This is a genomic window from Streptomyces rectiverticillatus (genome assembly GCF_013394065.1).
GTDB lineage: Bacteria > Actinomycetota > Actinomycetes > Streptomycetales > Streptomycetaceae > Streptomyces > Streptomyces rectiverticillatus.
Genome location: NZ_CP040752.1, coordinates 6,919,134 through 6,935,647, shown reverse-complemented (window position 1 = coordinate 6,935,647; position 16,514 = coordinate 6,919,134). Strand labels below are relative to the sequence as shown.

Here is a 16,514-nt window from a genome sequence, read left to right as displayed (position 1 = left end):
CGCGGCCGAGCGGGACGTACCGGGCCGGGCAGTGCCGTGGCTGCGACCACTGCCCGGCCCGGAGGCCTCAGCCCTGCGGCACGAGTGCGGAGCGCTCGTACTCGCGCTCATGCTCGTGCTCGCAGGCGTCGTCGATCCCGTAGGTGTCCCACGCGGGGAACGGGTCGGTGGCCGGGAGCCCTTCGCCGTCCTGCACGAGGCAGCCGGCCAGGGCGGCCCGGAGCTCCTCGCTGCGCAGGCCGGTGCCGATGAAGACCAGCTCCTGGCCCTGTGCACTGTCCGCGTCCCGGACTCCGGAGGGCTCGAAGCGGGCGACGGAGCCGGCCTGCGACCACAGGCCGGTCACCCGGGGACGGCTCGCCAGGCGGAAGAATCCCTTGGAGCGCAGGATCCGGCCGTAGGACCCGCTGTCGAGGCCTTCGGTGACGAACTCCCACAGGCGGCCGGGGTGGAACGCGGCGTCCGCGCGGAAGACCGTGCTGGAGATGCCGTACTCCTCCGTCTCCGGGACGTGGTCCCCGTTGAGCTCCATGACCCAGCCGGGGGCCTGCTGCGCCCGCTCCAGGTCGAACAGCCCGGTCCCGAGCACGTCGCCGAGGGCCACGCGCCCGCGGGTGGCGGTCACGATCCGGGCGGGCGGGTTGAGCCGGGCGAGGGCGGCCCGCAGCCGTTCGGCGCTCTCCGCGTCGACGAGGTCGAGCTTGTTGAGCACGATGACGTCGGCGAATTCGATCTGGTCCATCAGCAGGTCGCTGACGGTGCGCTCGTCGTCCTCGTACTGGTCGAGCCCGCGCTCGGCGAGCCCGTCCCCTCCCTCCAGCTCGGGCAGGAAGTTGGCGGCGTCGACGACGGTCACCATCGTGTCGAGGCGCGCCAGGTCGCCCAGGGTGGCGCCGTCGTCGCGGGGGAAGGCGAAGGTCGCCGCCACGGGCATCGGTTCGGAGATGCCGCTGGACTCGATGAGGAGGTGGTCGAAGCGGTCCTCGCGGGCGAGCCGGCCGACCTCTTCCAGCAGGTCGTCGCGCAGGGTGCAGCAGATGCACCCGTTGGTCATCTCGACCAGCCGTTCCTCGGTGCGCGACAGGGCCGCCTCGCCGCCGCGCACGAGCGCGGCGTCGATGTTGACCTCGCTCATGTCGTTGACGATGACCGCGACGCGCAGGCCCTCGCGGTTGCTCAGCACGTGGTTGAGCAGGGTGGTCTTGCCCGCTCCGAGGAAGCCGGACAGGACGGTGACCGGCAGTCGGCCGCGCACGCCCGTCAGCCTTCGGGGCGCAGCAGGCCGCGCTCGTAGGCCTTGACCAGGCGCTGCGGCACCAGGTGCACGACGCCGTCGACGGTGACCGGCACGAGGTGCGGCGCGGCCGCCTTCCACTGGGCGCGGCGGTGGCGGGTGTTGCTGCGGGACATCTTCCGCTTGGGTACGGCCATGGGTTCGGGGTCCTCTCCGGTCGGTGCGGAACCGACGCTATATGAAAATGGATCCCATTACCAATTGGCCTGCTCGACGGACCCCGCCCCTCGGCGGGCGCATGCCGAAGGGCCGGTCGGCATGCGCCGACCGGCCCCTGTGTCATCCGGTGCTCTGGATCCGCATCCGGGGTCCTACCTCATCCACCGCCGTGGCAGGCGCATGAGCATGAGCAGCCCGGTCCGCATGTGCAGTCGGCGCTGTTCGCCGGGGCGGGCTCGTGAAGGGTCATGGCCGGCTGTCCTCCTTCGACGCGCGGTTACCTCGTTCCAGCGAACACCCGGCCGGGTCCGGCGACAAGAGGGGTGCACGGTCCGGCCGAACCTTGCCGCATTCACATCGCATGCCCGCCGTCACATCGCATGCCTCTCGTCACAGGGCACACCTGTGACCGGGTCACGGCTTGCGGCGGGGCTTTCCGCGCTTGGCGCCCTTGGAGCCGGCCGCGCCGCCCCGGGGGGCCTTGCCGCCCGACTTGCCGGCCGCGGGCTTGCGCTGCGCGCCGCCGCCCGTACCGGGACGCTTCTGCTTGGGCTGCGCCTTGGCCTGTGCCTTGGTCTTCTCCCGGGGCTGCGCCGCCTGGGGCAGGGGCCGGCCCCGCGAGCTGTTGACCGTACGCCCGCGGACGATCCCGATGAAGTGCTCCACCAGGTCGGTGGTCTCCTCCTGCGGCCACGACAGGGCGACGCGGGACTCGGGGGCGTCCGAGAGCGGCCGGTAGGTGAGGTCCTTGCGGTGGTGCAGGCGGGCGAGCGACTGCGGCACGACCAGCACGCCCACGCCCGCCGCCACCAGCTCGACGGCGTCCGCCGTCGTGGCGGGACGCTCGATCGCGGGCTGCCCGGGCAGCGTCTCCCAGCCGAGGACGTCGTCGAGGGGATGCAGCACGATCTCGTCCGCGAGGTCCGCCGGGGAGACCTCGTCGACCGCCGCCACGACGTGGTCCTTCGGGATCACGACCACGGTCGTCTCGGTGTAGAGGGGGATCGCGCTGAGATCCTGCCGGTCCACCGGCAGCCGTACGAAACCCGCGTCGGCGTCGCCGCGCCGCAGCGCCTCGCACGCCTCGGCGGCGGGCACCGCCACGAGCGTCAGTGGGACTTCGGGCAGCCGCTCGTTCCAGATCCGCACCCACTTCGTGGGTGTCACTCCAGGGACATACGCGAGCCGGAACGAAGGGGAATCTTCCGAGCCTGTCACCCCGCCAGGTTACCGGTCGTGGTCAGAGGTAGCTCACATGCTCGATACCCTTGACAGCATGACGTCGCACAAGACCGCCCAGACCATGAAGCCCGCGACCGCGGCGAAGAAGCTGGGTGTGTACCTCCAGGCCACCCCCGCCGAGTTCCAGGAGGGTGTCGTCTCGCGCAGCGAGCTCAACGCGCTGCAGGCCGATCCGCCCCAGTGGCTGCAGGACCTGCGCCGCAACGGCCCGCACCCCCGTCCCGTGGTGGCGGCGAAGCTCGGCGTCTCCATCGCCGGCCTGGCCCGCGGCGGGGTCACCGAGGCCCTCACGACGGAGCAGATCGACGCGCTGAAGAACGAGCAGCCCGAGTGGCTGCAGCGCGAGCGCGCCACGCAGGCCGAGGTCCGCAAGGAGGCGGCGCGCATCAAGGAGAAGAACGCGGCGCGCGACGGCCAGGACGACGGCCCGCGCTCCTGACCCCTCCGTGACCTTGGTCACCCGCTCCCGGTGAACCGCCAGCGGGTCTGGCTGTAGGGCTCCCCCTTGCCGAAGCCGAAGGCCGTGCGGGGGGCCACCGCGAAGACCAGGGCCTCGCCGGCGCCGTGGACGAACACGCCGTTCGCCACGTCGAAGTGCCACTCCGTGCCGTACTTCGCCTCCCACGCGCCGGCGAGCCGCCGCAGCCGCCGCTCGTCGCTCACCTGCACGGCCTCCCCCTCGACGACCAGGTCGCAGCCCTCCCGGAGGGTGTTGCAGCCGGTCGTGAGGGCGACGTGCGGGTTGCTCCGCAGGTTCTTCGCCTTGCGCTCCTCCGCGCCGGTGCAGAAGTGCAGCGCACCGTCCTCCCATACGCCGATCAGGGGCGTGACGTGCGGGCGCCCGTCGGGGCGTACGGTCGTCAGCCAGTACACCTCCGCCCGGGCCAGCGCGGCGACGGCGTCGCTCCAGTCCGCTGCCGTCGCCCGGGCGCTGCTGTAGCGCTCGTCCAGTGCGGTGAGGGGTTCCGTGTCGGGCATGGGCGTCTCCTCCCGGGGCCGACGGGCCGACGGGCCGACCGCCCCATGGGCCGATCGTGCCCTTCCCGCGAGGACCCTGCATCCGGTCCGGCCGGCCGCCGGGCCGGTCGCGCAGGAGATCAGCGGCGCAGGTCGCGGGAGAGGTCGATCAGCTCGGTCGCCAAGGTGATCACGACCTGTTCGCGGAACTCGTCCGGGGTCAGCTTCACCGGGGTGTCGGGGCCGGTGTGCCCGGTGATGACGCCCGACGGCGCCTCGGCCTTCGCGGCCTGCTTCTCGGATATGCCGTCGAGGGAGTGGGCCACGGCTCCGGACACCGCACTCTGCATCGACTTGGCCACGCTGAGGTCGTCGACGCAGAAGCCCACGTAGGCCGCGATCACCTTGCCCGAGTCGTCCACCACGCGGATTCCCTTGGCGATGGCGTTCCCTCCGCTCACCGTCAGCGTCGGAACGCCGTCCTCCGACTGCGTCAGGGAGAGCGTGCCACGCTCGACCGCCGGATTGGCCATGGCGTCCATGGCGTCGCTCGAGCCGCCGGGCACCTCTGCCGCACTGTGGTCCGCCATGATGCTTCCCTTCTCCGGAAGTGCCGGGACGCGCTCTCCCTGACTACCCCCGGAGCCGGGCACCGATACGCGAGGCGTAGAACCGTTCGGTGGGGCTACGCGTATCGATATGACTACTTCTCACCGCATCGGTCCCGAAGGGCCGAGGGCCGGAGTCCGGCCCGTCCCCGAGGTCCAGCAGGCCCATCGCCGGCTCGACCGGAAGGCGGCCGGGCCGGTCCGGCAGACGCAGTACACGCGCGGCGCCCTGACCGCCTACCTCTGGGCCCTGGGCCGGGGACAGGTGTCACCGGTCACCGGCGGCCGCTCCGACGAGGCCCCGGACCTGGCGGTCCTGACAGCCGAAGCGGACGCCGCACAAGCGCAACTGGAGGACTTCACGCAGCGGACGGTGCCGAGGGACTACGTCCACGGGGTGCTCGACACCCTGGCCTGGGTGTGCGGCCACAGCGACACCCGCCCCTGACCGGCCGCGCCCGGCCGAAGCGTTCATGGCTCCGGCGTCCCTTACGCGTCCCCGGCGCGCTCGACGCCCTCGACACCCTCGGCGCCTACGTCCCCGGCCGTATCCGCCTGCACACCGGCGGCCGGACGGGCACCGGCGCGGAACGTATGACGGTAGGCCGTCGGCGATACGCCCGTCTCGGCGGCCAGGTGCCGGCGCAGTGGAGGCGGCGGTTCCGAAGCCCGCTTCGGCGGCCACGCGGTCCACCGTCAGGTCGGTGGTCTCCAGGAGCCGGTGCGCGTGCCGGAGGCGCTGCTGCAGCAGCCACTGCCCCGGCGGCATGCCCACCTCGTCGCGGAAGCGCCGGCAGAACGTGCGGACGCTCATGCGCGCGTGCGCGGCCAGTTCGGCCAGGGTGAGGGGCCGGTGGAGCTGTTCGTGGGCCCATACGCGGGCCGCCGCCGTGGTGGCGGCCGTCGGCTCCGGAACCGGGCGTTCGATGTACTGCGCCTGGCCGCCTTCACGCCACGGCGGGACGACGCACAGCCGCGCCACCCGGTTGGCGATCTCGCTGCCGTGGTCCTGCCGCAGGAGGTGCAGGCACGCGTCGATGCCGGCGGCGACTCCCGCCGCGGTGAGCACCTTCCCCTCGTCATCGAACAGCACGTTCGCGTCGACCTTCACCCGGGGGAACGTCCGCTGGAAGTGGTCGGCTTCGTTCCAGTGAGTGGTTGCGGGGCGGCCGTCGAGCATGCCCGCGGCCGCCAGGACGTACGACGCCGTGCAGATCGACACGATGCGGGCGCCCGGCGGCAGGAGGGCGAACGCCGCGGCCAGTTCGCCGGGGAACCAGTCCCTCTCCTCCGCGGGGCCGCAGGTGAACGGGGGCACGACCACGGTGTCCGCCGTCCGCAGCGCGTCGGCGCCGTGCTCCCGGACAGAGTGGCGGGCCCGGTCTACGTCGACGCCGTCGTGCCGCGGGACGGGGACTCCAGCTGGTCGCTGGTCACCGACAACGAGCGGGAGTGGTATCTCGGCGGGGTGGGCGAGAACGGATACACGAGCGCACCCCTGCCCTTCTTCGACCCGCGCGCCACCCCGCACCCGCTCGCGTCCCTGATGCAGGCGATCAAGCTGAACGGCGGGCTCGACCGCTTCCGGAGCAAGGACTACGTGTACGCCACGGGCTGGCCCGGCAGCTCCCCGTTCACGCCCGTGTACGAGCAGCTGCGGCGCGACCCCGCGTGGCGGGCGCATGCCGTGGGCACAACGTGATGCAGGGAGCCCCCGGCGAACTCCTGAAGATCCTCCTGTCGGCCGCCGCCACTATGATCAACACTGGGTGACATCAACATGACAGAACGACAGGTGGGGCAGTGTCCGGCATGGAACAGCGGATTCCGTTAAGCAAGCCGACGATCGAGGACGACGAGATCGCCGCGGTCGTGGACGTGCTGCGTTCGGGCTGGCTCGCAGCGGGGCCACGGGCCGGGGAGTTCGAGGAGGCCTTCGGGGAGTTGCTGGGCGCCTCGCACGCCGTCGCCGTCGACTCCGCCACGGCGGGCCTGCACCTCGTCCTGGCCGCGCTGGGGGTCGGCCCGGGGCACGAGGTGATCGTTCCGTCCCTGACGTGGCCGTCCACGGCCAACGTCGTCGAACTTCTCGGTGCCAGGGCGGTGTTCGCCGACGTGCTGCCCGGCACGCTGCTGCTCGATCCGGCCGATGCGGCCCGCCGGATCACCCCTGACACGCGTGCCGTCATCCCCGTGCACTACGCGGGGGCGCCGGCCGACCTCGACGCCTTGCGCGCCGTGACCCGCGACCGTGGCATCACCCTCGTGCACGACGCGGCGCACGCCCTGGGCACCCGTTACGGCTCGGAGCCCATCGGCTGCGGGACGGAGCCTGCGGTCTTCAGCTTCCATCCGGTGAAGAACATCACCACCGCAGAGGGCGGCATGGTGACCGTCTCGGACGACCGGCTGGCCGAGCGGCTGCGGCTGCTGCGCTTCCACGGGATCACCAAGGACACCTGGTCGCGGCATCACGGCACGGGCCCGGTGCGCTACGAAGTGCTGGAGCCGGGCTGGAAATACACCATGCCCGACCTCCACGCCGCACTCGGCATCGTCCAGCTGCGCAAGCTCGATCGCTTCAACGCCCGCAGACGTGAACTCGCCGAGAGGTACGGGCGGCTGCTGGCCGGCTCGGAGGAGATCGACCTGCCCGAGGTTCCGCCGTACGCACACGTCCACGCCTGGCATTTGTACGCCGTACGCCTGCGGCTCGACCGGCTGGCCATCGAACGGGACGCCTTCATCGGCGCACTCGGCGAGCTGGGCATCGGTGCGGGAGTGCACTTCACCCCTCTCCACCTGCATCACCACTACCGCAGTGACCACAGGAAGCCGCCCGGCGGTCTGCCCGTCACCGAGGCCGCCGGGGAGGCCCTCGTCTCCCTCCCCCTCCATCCCGGGCTGAGCGACGACGAGCAGGACCGCGTCGTCGCGGCTGTGCGCACCCTGGTGGCACGCCACCGCCTGCCGGCCCCCGGTGATGCGCGATGACCGTGGTGCTCTTCGCCTATCACGACGTCGGCTGCCGCACGGTGGAGGTCCTCGACGACCTCGGCGTCGGCATCGCCTGCGTCTACACCCACCGCGACGCCCCGGGGGAGAACACCTGGTTCGGGTCCGTGGCCGGCACGGCGGCCTCCCTGAACATCCCCGTACGTCACGCCGACCCGCGCACCGCCGCCGAGCAGGAGCACATCCGCGCACTCGCGCCCCGTGCCCTGTTCAGCGCCTACTGGCGGCGGATCCTGCCGGCCGGCGTCCTCGCACTCGCCCCCGTCGCCGTCAACCTCCACGGAAGCCTCCTGCCCCGCTACCGGGGCCGGGCACCCGTCAACTGGCAGATCCTCCACGGCGAACGGGAGGGCGGCGTCAGCCTGCACCACATGGTCGCCGAGCCGGACGCGGGCGACCTCGTCGACCAGGAGAGCTTCCCCATCGGCGCGGACGACACGCCCGTGGACGTCCACCGCAAGCTCCTGCCGGCCACCGAGGCCGTGCTGCGGCGCAGCGCACGGCCGGTGATCGACGGCAGTGCACCGCGCTGGCCGCAGCTCGCCTCGAAGGCGACCACCTTCGGGCGCAGGCGCCCGGCCGACGGGCTGATCGATTTCCGGCACTCCGCCGAGGACGTCCGCAACCTCATCCGCGCCGTCACCCACCCCTACCCCGGAGCGTTCTGCTACATGGGTCCTCACAAGCTCACCATCCGGCGGGCCGGCTACCCCTCGCCGGAGCCTGAGCCGCTCCCCCACCCGGGCCACCGGCGCCCCGGCGAGGTCCACACGCAACCGTCCGGTGTGTTCGTGGTGTGCGGCGACGGACGCCGCCTGCGCCTGGACGAGGTCGAGCTCGACGGACGGCGGTGCGCCCCGGCGGACCTCTCCCACGTCCTGCACCACCAGGCCGTCCTCGGGCAGGGCGGCGGCGCCCGGTGAACATCCTCGTCCTCGGCGCCGGAGGCTTCCTCGGAAGCCACCTGACCCGGGCGGTCCTGCACCGCACCGACTGGCACATACGCGCCCTCGACCTGACCGCGGAACGCCTCGGCGACGTCCTGGGCCATCCCCGCCTCGCCTTCCGCACCGGAGACGTGACCGAACACGGCGACTGGATCGACCGGCAGTTGCGCTGGGCCGACGTGTGCCTGCCCCTCGTGGCCGTCGCCACGCCCGCCACGTACGTCAGCGATCCCCTGGCCACCTTCGACCTGGACTTCCAGCACAACCTCGACGTCGTCCGCCGGTGCGCGGCCACCGGTACGCGCGTGGTCTTCCCCTCCAGCTCCGAGGTCTACGGAATGTGCCAGGACGAGGAGTTCGACGAGTACGAGAGTCCGCTGGTCTACGGTCCCGCCGACAAGTCCCGCTGGATCTACGCCGCCTCCAAGCAGCTCCTGGACCGCGTCATCCACGCCCTGGCCGAGCAGCAGGGGCTGCGCTACACCCTCTTCCGTCCGTTCAACTGGACAGGCCCGGGCCTGGACGACCCGCGCCGCCACGCGCCGGGCTCCTCCCGCGTGGTCGCCCAGATGCTCGGCCACCTGATCCGGCGCGAGCCCTTGGTCCTGGTCGACGGCGGATCCCAGCGCCGCTGCTTCACCCACATCGACGACGGCGTGGACGGGCTCCTGCGCATCCTGGCCGATACCGGCGGAAAGGCCGACGGCAAGATCTTCAACTTGGGTCACCCCGGCAACGAACGATCGATCCGCGAGCTCGCGCAGAGCCTCGTCCGCGTCGTCGCCGCCACCCCCGGATACGAGGACCTCCCCGCGACCGTGCGCATCGTCGAGCAGTCCGGCGCCGAGTACTACGGGCCCGGTTACCAGGACGTCGGCCGCCGCGTACCGGCGATCCACCGGGCCAGGACGCTCCTGGGCTGGAATCCGGTCATCGGGTTCGAGGAGCTCCTGACGTCCACCGTCCGCGCGTACCTGCCCGTTACGACAGGCTCAACGCCGTAGGGCTCACCCGCCCGGAACGAGTACATGGACACGCCATGTACGCTCCCAGCCATGCGATTTTCGGCGAGTGCCCTCCTCTTCGACAGCGATGAAACGCTGGTCTCCTCCCTGCAGTCGGTCAAGCGCGTCTGGAGCAGCTGGGTCGAGTCGTACGGCATGACGCTGGAGGAGGCCATGGCGCGCGTCGAGGTGCACGGGCGGCCGGCCGCCGAGATCGCCGCCGCTCTCCTGCCCGCCGGGCAGGTCGCCGAAGGGCTCCGGCGCCTGGCCGACGCAGAGGTGGCCGACGCGCTCGACGGTGGTGTGGTGCCCGTGCCCGGCGCCGCCGGGCTGCTGGCCTCGCTGCCCCAGGACCGCTGGGCCGTGGTGACGTCCAGCAGCCGGCGCGTGGCCGAGACCCGCCTCAACCAGGTGGGCATCCACCCCAAATTCCTCATCACGTCGGACGACGACCTCGCCCACTACAAGCCCCACCCGGAGCCGTTCTTCCTGGCGGCCGAGCGGCTCGGTGTCGACCCGTCCCGGTGCATCGTCGTCGAGGACGCGCCCGCCGGTCTGGCCGCCGGGCGGGCGGCCGGAATGGCGACCATCGCCTTGACGACGACGCACCGCCGGGACGAACTCGACGCGGACGCCACCGTCGCCGACCTGACCGCCGTCTCCGCCCGGGTCGACGAGGCCGGGGAGCTGGAGGTCGTCGTCGGCTGAGCGGGCCGCTCAGCGGCCCGCCCGCTGTGCCTCCCCTACGAGACCGTCAGCTCCGCGATGCCCGTGCGGGACTCGGCCTTGGCGTCACTGCGCACCACCACCCGTACGTACCGCGCGGATTCCGCCCCGCCCCCGGCAGCGGCGTTCCGCCATCGCCGTCCGTCGGCGGACAGCTGGATGTCGTACGAGGCCGGTGCCGGGCCGCTCCAGGCGGGGGTGACCTCGGTGACGCGGACGGGCTTGCCGAGGTCGGTGGTGAGGGTACCGGACGGCCCGTCCGGGACCCAGGCCGTGGCCGTGCTGCCGTCGACGGCGGCGGCCGCGTACAGGCCGGGCTCCTCCGAGGAGGCGGTGACCGCGGTGCAGCGGGCCACGTTGCCGGTCGGGACGAGGTCGGGGCGGCGCGTCTTGAGGACGGCCGGGGCGGCCTGGGTGAGGACTTGTTCGCCCTGCGGGGTGTCGAGGGTCATGGGCGCGCCGCCGGTGAGCCGCACGGTGGTGTCGTGGGCGCCGAGCTCGATGTCGTACGTGCGTCCCTGCCAGTGCAGACCGCGCAGGGTGACTCCGCGGCCGAGCTGCGGGGGCAGCATCGGGTCGAGGCGGAGCCGGTCCTCGCGCATGCGCATGCCGGTCAGGCCGTTGGTGAACGTCTGCAGGAAGCCGCCCTTGCCGGTGAGGAAGTCGTGCGCGGGCGAGCCGGCCAGCGGGTCCTCGGCGCCCGCCTTGGCGCCGCGCGCTTCCGAGAACTGGGCGAAGGGGCCGCGGACGAACGGCCTGATGGAGCGCTGCAGGTAGGTGTACGCCGAGCAGCCCGGTTCGCCCGTGCCGGCGGCGGCGATGGCGTGGACCGAGTCCGTCATGGCGGGGCCGTCGGGGTCGGTCCGCTGGGCGTAGTAGTCGAGGGTGCTTGCCGCTGCGCCCTCGGGCATCGGCCACTCCAGGGGGTACATCAGCAGCACCGTGTCGGCTTGTTTGATCTTGCTGTCCCGGTAGCCGTCGTACTGCTGGAAGACCTTGCGCTGCGCGTCGTAGGGGATCCGGATGCGGTCGGCGATCGTCTTCCACTCCCCCGGCGCGCGCTCGCCGAGCAGCTGGGCGGCGCGGGCGGCGTTGCGCAGCGCGGTGACGGCTCCGGCGTTGGTGAAGACCGCGTCGTCGACGCCGTTGCTGTACTCGTCGGGGCCGGCGGTGTCCTTGATGGAGTAGCTGCCGTCCGTGTTGCGGTGGACCCTGCCGGCCCAGAACTCGGCGATGCCCTTCATCACCGGCCAGCCGCGCTCGCGCAGCCAGGCGGTGTCGCCGGTGGCGAGGTAGTACTGCCAGGTGGCGAGGGAGATGTCGGACTGGAGGTGGATCTGGGTGCGGCAGTGGGGCGGGTCCACGCTGTGGCACTCCCGGGCCAGGTCGCCCTTGCTGCCGCTGTTCCAGGGGTAGAAGAGCCCCTGATAGCCGAGCTTGCGGGCGTTCTCGCGCGCTCCGGGGAGGGTCCGGTACCGGTACTCGACGACGGTCCTGGCCAGTTCGGGCGAGGTGGCCAGCAGGGCCGGGTACATCCACGTCTCGGCGTCCCAGAACACCAGGCCCGCGTAGTTGTCGCTGGTCAGCCCGGCGGGGGCGATGCTGTTGGCGGCGCCCTCCCGGGTGCTGGACAGCAGCCCGTAGCGCGCGGAGCGCACCCATGCCTGCAGGTCGCGCCGGCCGGGCACCTCGATGTCGGAGCGCCACAGCCGGGCCCAGGTGGCGGTGTGGGCGCGCGCCAGGCCGTCCCATCCGCGCCGGGCGGCGCGCCGGGAGGTGTTCGTGGCGTCCTGGCGGGGGGAGCGCGAGGTGAGCGCTGTGTCGACGCCCACGTACTTGGTGAGTTCGTACGCCCGGCCCTTGCGGACGGGGAAGGTGAGGGACTGCTGTGCGCTGAGATCCTGGGCGGCGTCCGCCGGCCGGGCCTTCGCGGGGTGCACGCCGTGCCCGGCGCGCAGGGTGGAGGCGACCGCGCCGTCGGTGTCCGTGCCGTCGGTACGGAAGGCGACGTCCATGGTCCGGCCGTTCCGGTCGCCCTGGTCACCCTGGTCGCCCCGGCCGGGCTCCGCGGTCCGGTCGCCGCCCCCGGTCTGCCGGATGCGCCGGGCGCCGTGCCCGTCGATCCGGTCGGTCACGGTGGCCTCGCCGCTCCAGCGCGGCGTCATGCTCAGCCGTACGGCGCCCGCGTGCGGGTCGTTGCGGTCGGCCAGCACCTCGTAGACCAGGTCGGTCTTGCGTCCGTCGGCGGCGGTCCAGGTCAGGGACGTCCGGACGATGCCGCAGTGCAGGAAGAGGGTCTGGCGGTATCCGGAGATACGACCCGGATTCGTCGAAGAGTTGAAGGTATCGCCGTGCTCGCCGCCAGTGCCGCCGGTGCCACCGGTGCTGACGTTGAGCGTGGTCCAGGTGGGCAGGGCCGCGACGGCCTGCCGGTCCCCGGCGGTCTGCTTGTTGTGCGCGTAGAGACCGGAGACGAACGAGCCGTCGTAGCTCGGGGTGAACAGGGGCCAGCCGGTCTTGGCGCCGCTGTCGGTGTAACCGGCCCCGTTGGGCGCCACGCGCTGGCCCAGGTAGCCGTTGCCCACGTAGGCGTGGTGGGTGTCGTCGGTGTCGGCGCGGGTGGTCTCGAGAGTCCAGCCGTCGTCGGTCCGGCAGCTGCCGGAGGACGGGGAGACGGAGGTGGGGGGACGGTCGGCGGTGGGGGGTTGGGGCGCTGGGGCGGCGGCCGCGGGCGCTGCCGAGGCGACGAGCGCGCCTGCGAGCAGCAGTGCGGACAGGCGGACGGGACGTGGCCGCGCGCCGGGAGAGTACGTCATTGTTCTCCGTCGTCTTGATCTCCTGCGAGAGTCCCGCGACCATAATTTTATGAATGATAAACGTCAATACCTTCGGTAACTCGTACGAGTCTTGAAGGCTCTCCCCACTCTCCCGACCCTATCCAACCCGCCCCGCGTCCCTGGGGACTTACACGCCCGGCAGCCGTTGCCGTACCCCCTGCGCCCGGTACGTCAGCTGCACTGCCAGGTGAACATGGCGCGGTCGAAGCGGCGGGCGGCCAGGTCTTCGGGGCGTATGAGCCAGTACAGGGCACCGCAGTCGCCCCACATCATCCCGGCGTCGTCGTCCGAGTCGATCTGGGCGAGCAGCGTCCAGCGCAGCGCCTCCTCGTCGATGCGGGGGTCGTCGTTCGGGGGGTTGCCCAGGGCGGCGCGGGCGACCTCGGACTCCACGTCGTCCTGCACCGGGTCGGCGTGGCCTCCGACGAGGTGTCCCGCACCCGGGACGTCCCACAGGGCCTCCTGGAAGTCCTCGTCCCACAGCGGGTGGTCGTCAGGCATCGGCGCGAACTCCCGGTAGACCACCGGGTGCCAGGGATAGGGGGCCGTCGCCTCCACGTGCGCCGTCAGCCGTACCTCGGCGTAAGGCCGGATTCCCGCGGGGGCCGATCGCTCGACGAGGGGGACGCCCGCCGGTACGTACAGCACGCGTGCTCCCGCCCAGCTGTCGGGCTCATCGGGCAGGACCAGAGCACGGCCGTCGTCCAGCTGCCCGTCGAAGTAGAAGAAGAACAGGGTGCCGTCCGCCGGCAAGGCGATGTCGAGGGCCTCGGAGGGCAGCGCGGCGCAGTCGAGGGAAGCGATGAAGGTGAGCGGGCCGTGCCCCTCCCATACGGGCCACTCCTCGTTCTCGGGGAGCTCGGGCAGCCCGCCGAGCCGGCCGATGACCGCGTCCGCCCCCGCGTCCTCCCCCGGACCGGCCCCCTCGCCCGTGGCCTTCACCAGGCCCAGGCCCGGCCGCAGCAAGCCGATCCACCGCTCGGCGATATCGGCGGGCAGGTGTGCGCGGGCGACCGCGTGCAGGGCGTCGGTGGTGTTCTGTGTCATGGGGCGATCATGCCCGGGACCACTGACAACGGGCCGCCCGGGATCGTCAGCCCCGGCCGTACACGTGGAACCCCCTGCCGCTCTTGCGGCCGAGGAGGCCCGCCTGGACCATCCGCTGCAGCAGCGGGGGCGGGGCGTACAGGGGCTCCTTGAACTCCTCGTAGAGGGATTCCGCGATGGAGGCGACGGTGTCCAGGCCGATGAGGTCCGCGAGCTTGAGCGGGCCCATCGGGTGGGCGCAGCCCAGTTCCATGCCGGCGTCCACGTCGGCGGCGGTGGCGAACCCCGATTCGGCCATGCGGACGGCCGAGAGGAGGTACGGGATGAGCAGCGCGTTGACGACGAAGCCGGCCCGGTCCTGCGAGCGGACGACCGACTTGCCCAGGGCGGCGGCGAAGTCCTCGACGGCGGTGACGGTCTCCGGCGCGGTGTGCAGGGAGGCGACCACCTCCACCAGGGGAAGGACGGGCACGGGGTTGAAGAAGTGCAGGCCTACGACGCGGTCGGCGCGCCGGGTCGCCATGCCGAGGCGCATGACGGGGATGGAGGAGGTGTTGGTGGCGAGGATCGCCTCCGGATCCTCGACGATCTTGTCCAGAGCGGCGAAGACCTCGGTCTTCACGTCCGGGTTCTCGACCACGGCCTCGATGACGAGGTGGCGGTCGGCCAGGTCGTCGAGGCTGCCGGTGAAGACGAGACGGGCCAGGGCGTCCTCGGCGCAGGCCCGCTCCAGCTTTCCCTTCTCCACGGCGCGGGCGAGGGACGCCGTGACGCGGGCGCGTGCGGCGTGCGCGGCGGTCGCGTCCGCCTCGCAGACCACGGTGTCGAGCCCGGCGCGGGCGCAGATCTCGGCGATGCCGGTGCCCATCCGACCGCCGCCGACCACGCCGATCCGCCGGAGGGATGCACTCACGACCGCACCTCCGGCTGACAGGTGACGTGCCGGACGACCTGCCGGACGCCGTGCCGGACGAGGTGGCGGCTGTAGGCGTCGGCGGTGAAGAACGCCGGCAGTTCCTTCGCCAGCGCGGTGCGTTCGAAGATGTCGCGGGCCTGCGCGGCGTGCGCGTGCGGCAGCTCCCCGGCCAGGGCCGCGGTCTCCGCGTCGAGGTGGGCGAGCACCGTGGCGCGGTCGACCGCGCCGTGGCGTATCCACTGCCATATCTGGCACCGGGCGATCTCGGCGGTGGCGGCGTCCTCCATCAGCCCGTGGAGCGCGACGGCTCCGCTGCCGCGCAGCCAGGCGTCGAAGTACCGCAGGGCGACGGCGATGTTCGCGCGGACGCCCTCCCCCGTCGGCGGGCCGCTGATGCGGCGGACGGCGAGCAGGTCGGCGGCGCTGACGTCGACGTCGTCGCGGGTGCGGTCGATCTGGTGCGGCCGGCCGTCCAGGACCGTGCCGAAGACGTCGCGGCAGACGGGGACGAGGCCGGGGTGGGCGACCCAGGAGCCGTCGAAGCCGTCCTCGGCCTCGCGCTCCTTGTCCAGCCGCACCTTGGCGAGCGCCGCCGCGTCGGCGTCCTTGTCCCGGCCGGGCACGTGCGCCGCCATCCCTCCGATCGCATGGGCGCCGCGCCGGTGGCACGTGCGCACCAGCAGCTCGGTGTAGGCGCGCAGGAAGGGAGCCGTCATGGTGACCTCGGCCCGGTCGGGGAGGACGAAGTCGGGGCGGTGCGCGAAGTTCTTGATGACGCTGAAGAGGTAGTCCCAGCGGCCCGCGTTGAGCCCGGCGCTGTGCTCGCGCAGCTCGTAGAGGATCTCCTCCATCTCGAAGGCCGCGGTGATCGTCTCGATGAGGACGGTCGCGCGGACCGTGCCGCGCGGGATGCCCAGCAGTTCCTGGGCGAGGACGAACACGTCGTTCCACAGGCGGGCTTCGTAGCGGTTCTCGAGCTTGGGCAGGTAGAAGTACGGTCCGTAGCCGGCGTCGATCTGCCGCCGGGCGCAGTGGAAGAAGTACAGGCCGAAGTCGACGAGGGCGGCGGGGGCGGGGTGGCCGCCGACGGTGAGGTGCTCCTCCGTGAGGTGCCATCCCCGCGGGCGGACCATGATGGTCGCGAGCCGGTCGCCGAGCTCGTACCGCTTGCCTGCGGGCGTGGTGAAGTCGATGCGCCGCTCGACGGCGTCGAGCAGGTTCAGCTGCCCGGCGATGACGTTGTCCCAGGTGGGTGAGGTGGCGTCCTCGAAGTCGGCCATCCACACCTGAGCGCCGGAGTTGAGGGCGTTGACGGTCATGCGCCGCTCGGGCGGCCCGGTGATCTCCACCCGGCGGTCGGTCAGGCCCGGCGCGGGCGGTGCGACGCGCCAGAGGGGGTCGGTGCGGACGGCGGAGGTGACGAGGGGGAAGTCGAGGGCCGCGCCGGAGGCCAGGAGCAGGGCGCGGCGGCGGCGCTCCCGGAGCAGTTCGGTGCGCCGGGCGGCGAAGGCCGTGACGAGGCGGCCGGTGAAGTCCAGCGCCTCGGGCGTGAGGACCTCGTCGTGGCGGTGCCCGGGCGGGCCGAGAACCTCGACGCGAGTGGTCAGTTCGGTGGTGGGCATGCGGGGTCTCCATCGGCGGATCGGTGAGGGCGGGACGAGGACGGTCGTAGTCGTACTCGTCCTCGTCCTGCCCTCACCTGGACGTGAACCGGCGTGCGCACGCGCGTGACGCCGTGGTCCGGCCCGGTACCGAGCCGGGT

15 protein-coding genes and 1 pseudogene are annotated in these 16,514 nt (G+C 72.4%); 6 read left to right on the top strand and 10 right to left on the bottom strand.

Features of this window, described 5'->3' with window-relative positions:
* Positions 1-67 precede the first annotated feature (67 nt).
* The 3 genes from FGW37_RS30040 to FGW37_RS30030 all read right to left on the bottom strand — a co-directional run bounded on the left by FGW37_RS30040 (position 68) and on the right by FGW37_RS30030 (position 2,671).
* The gene (locus FGW37_RS30040) at positions 68-1,255 is read right to left on the bottom strand and encodes a GTP-binding protein (protein ID WP_179083938.1); all 1,188 of its coding nucleotides are present in this window, start codon (positions 1,253-1,255) and stop codon (positions 68-70) included.
* 5 nt (positions 1,256-1,260) lie between these two features.
* The gene (gene rpmF / locus FGW37_RS30035; protein ID WP_179083937.1) at positions 1,261-1,431 is read right to left on the bottom strand and encodes a 50S ribosomal protein L32; all 171 of its coding nucleotides are present in this window, start codon (positions 1,429-1,431) and stop codon (positions 1,261-1,263) included.
* A 436-nt stretch (positions 1,432-1,867) separates the two neighbouring features.
* Positions 1,868-2,671 carry a LysR family substrate-binding domain-containing protein gene (locus tag FGW37_RS30030; protein ID WP_179083936.1) on the bottom strand — a complete coding sequence of 268 codons (804 nt, stop codon included), beginning with the start codon at positions 2,669-2,671 and terminating at the stop codon, positions 1,868-1,870.
* A 58-nt stretch (positions 2,672-2,729) separates the two neighbouring features.
* On the opposite strand from FGW37_RS30030, the gene FGW37_RS30025 reads away from it, so the two are divergent.
* Positions 2,730-3,134 (top strand): DUF5997 family protein, encoded by a 405-nt coding sequence (locus FGW37_RS30025; RefSeq protein ID WP_179083935.1) that lies wholly within the window; start codon positions 2,730-2,732, stop codon positions 3,132-3,134.
* Between the two features lie 17 nt (positions 3,135-3,151).
* On the opposite strand, the gene FGW37_RS30020 is transcribed toward FGW37_RS30025, so the two are convergent.
* Positions 3,152-3,673, bottom strand: a complete 522-nt coding sequence (locus FGW37_RS30020) for a pyridoxamine 5'-phosphate oxidase family protein (RefSeq protein ID WP_179083934.1) — start codon at positions 3,671-3,673, stop codon at positions 3,152-3,154.
* 119 nt (positions 3,674-3,792) lie between these two features.
* Positions 3,793-4,242 (bottom strand): hypothetical protein, encoded by a 450-nt coding sequence (locus FGW37_RS30015; RefSeq protein ID WP_179083933.1) that lies wholly within the window; start codon positions 4,240-4,242, stop codon positions 3,793-3,795.
* 109 nt (positions 4,243-4,351) lie between these two features.
* On the opposite strand from FGW37_RS30015, the gene FGW37_RS30010 reads away from it, so the two are divergent.
* Positions 4,352-4,708, top strand: coding sequence for a hypothetical protein (locus FGW37_RS30010; RefSeq protein WP_179083932.1), 357 nt, complete (start codon positions 4,352-4,354; stop codon positions 4,706-4,708).
* 41 nt (positions 4,709-4,749) lie between these two features.
* Here the strand turns inward: FGW37_RS30010 and FGW37_RS30005 are convergent.
* A pseudogene (locus tag FGW37_RS30005) lies at positions 4,750-5,944 on the bottom strand (GlxA family transcriptional regulator).
* A 128-nt stretch (positions 5,945-6,072) separates the two neighbouring features.
* Here FGW37_RS30005 and FGW37_RS30000 point away from each other — a divergent pair.
* From FGW37_RS30000 to FGW37_RS29985, 4 genes are read left to right on the top strand one after another with little or no spacing between them, the layout of a single operon-like run.
* Positions 6,073-7,254 (top strand): DegT/DnrJ/EryC1/StrS family aminotransferase, encoded by a 1,182-nt coding sequence (locus tag FGW37_RS30000; RefSeq protein ID WP_179084994.1) that lies wholly within the window; start codon positions 6,073-6,075, stop codon positions 7,252-7,254.
* The gene (locus FGW37_RS29995) at positions 7,251-8,198 is read left to right on the top strand and encodes a formyltransferase family protein (RefSeq protein ID WP_179083931.1); all 948 of its coding nucleotides are present in this window, start codon (positions 7,251-7,253) and stop codon (positions 8,196-8,198) included. Before FGW37_RS30000 ends, FGW37_RS29995 begins: the two co-directional genes overlap by 4 nt.
* The gene (locus FGW37_RS29990) at positions 8,195-9,226 is read left to right on the top strand and encodes a bifunctional UDP-4-keto-pentose/UDP-xylose synthase (protein ID WP_179083930.1); all 1,032 of its coding nucleotides are present in this window, start codon (positions 8,195-8,197) and stop codon (positions 9,224-9,226) included. The genes FGW37_RS29995 and FGW37_RS29990 overlap by 4 nt, the downstream gene beginning before the upstream one ends.
* Before the next feature lie 51 nt (positions 9,227-9,277).
* On the top strand, positions 9,278-9,934 hold the full coding sequence (locus FGW37_RS29985; RefSeq protein ID WP_179083929.1) for an HAD-IA family hydrolase: 657 nt from the start codon (positions 9,278-9,280) through the stop codon (positions 9,932-9,934).
* A gap of 35 nt (positions 9,935-9,969) precedes the next feature.
* On the opposite strand, the gene FGW37_RS29980 is transcribed toward FGW37_RS29985, so the two are convergent.
* From FGW37_RS29980 to aceB, 4 genes are all read right to left on the bottom strand, one after another.
* Positions 9,970-12,768: a discoidin domain-containing protein gene (locus FGW37_RS29980; protein WP_179083928.1), complete on the bottom strand. Its 2,799-nt coding sequence runs from the start codon at positions 12,766-12,768 to the stop codon at positions 9,970-9,972.
* A gap of 192 nt (positions 12,769-12,960) precedes the next feature.
* Positions 12,961-13,836 carry a YwqG family protein gene (locus tag FGW37_RS29975; protein WP_179083927.1) on the bottom strand — a complete coding sequence of 292 codons (876 nt, stop codon included), beginning with the start codon at positions 13,834-13,836 and terminating at the stop codon, positions 12,961-12,963.
* A 46-nt stretch (positions 13,837-13,882) separates the two neighbouring features.
* Positions 13,883-14,749, bottom strand: coding sequence for a 3-hydroxybutyryl-CoA dehydrogenase (locus FGW37_RS29970; RefSeq protein ID WP_179083926.1), 867 nt, complete (start codon positions 14,747-14,749; stop codon positions 13,883-13,885).
* Positions 14,746-16,374, bottom strand: coding sequence for a malate synthase A (gene aceB, locus FGW37_RS29965; protein ID WP_179083925.1), 1,629 nt, complete (start codon positions 16,372-16,374; stop codon positions 14,746-14,748). The genes FGW37_RS29970 and aceB overlap by 4 nt, the downstream gene beginning before the upstream one ends.
* Positions 16,375-16,514: the final 140 nt, after the last annotated feature.

Bases quoted from the DNA above. Each gene is read 5' to 3' on its own strand.
- rpmF (WP_179083937.1), bottom strand. From the start codon at position 1,431: ATGGCCGTACCCAAGCGGAAGATGTCCCGCAGCAACACCCGCCACCGC.
- FGW37_RS30025 (WP_179083935.1), top strand. From the start codon at position 2,730: ATGACGTCGCACAAGACCGCCCAGACCATGAAGCCCGCGACCGCGGCG.
- FGW37_RS30020 (WP_179083934.1), bottom strand. From the start codon at position 3,673: ATGCCCGACACGGAACCCCTCACCGCACTGGACGAGCGCTACAGCAGC.
- FGW37_RS30015 (WP_179083933.1), bottom strand. From the start codon at position 4,242: ATGGCGGACCACAGTGCGGCAGAGGTGCCCGGCGGCTCGAGCGACGCC.
- FGW37_RS30010 (WP_179083932.1), top strand. From the start codon at position 4,352: ATGACTACTTCTCACCGCATCGGTCCCGAAGGGCCGAGGGCCGGAGTC.
- FGW37_RS30000 (WP_179084994.1), top strand. From the start codon at position 6,073: ATGGAACAGCGGATTCCGTTAAGCAAGCCGACGATCGAGGACGACGAG.
- FGW37_RS29995 (WP_179083931.1), top strand. From the start codon at position 7,251: ATGACCGTGGTGCTCTTCGCCTATCACGACGTCGGCTGCCGCACGGTG.
- FGW37_RS29985 (WP_179083929.1), top strand. From the start codon at position 9,278: ATGCGATTTTCGGCGAGTGCCCTCCTCTTCGACAGCGATGAAACGCTG.
- FGW37_RS29980 (WP_179083928.1), bottom strand. From the start codon at position 12,768: ATGACGTACTCTCCCGGCGCGCGGCCACGTCCCGTCCGCCTGTCCGCA.
- FGW37_RS29975 (WP_179083927.1), bottom strand. From the start codon at position 13,836: ATGACACAGAACACCACCGACGCCCTGCACGCGGTCGCCCGCGCACAC.
- aceB (WP_179083925.1), bottom strand. From the start codon at position 16,374: ATGCCCACCACCGAACTGACCACTCGCGTCGAGGTTCTCGGCCCGCCC.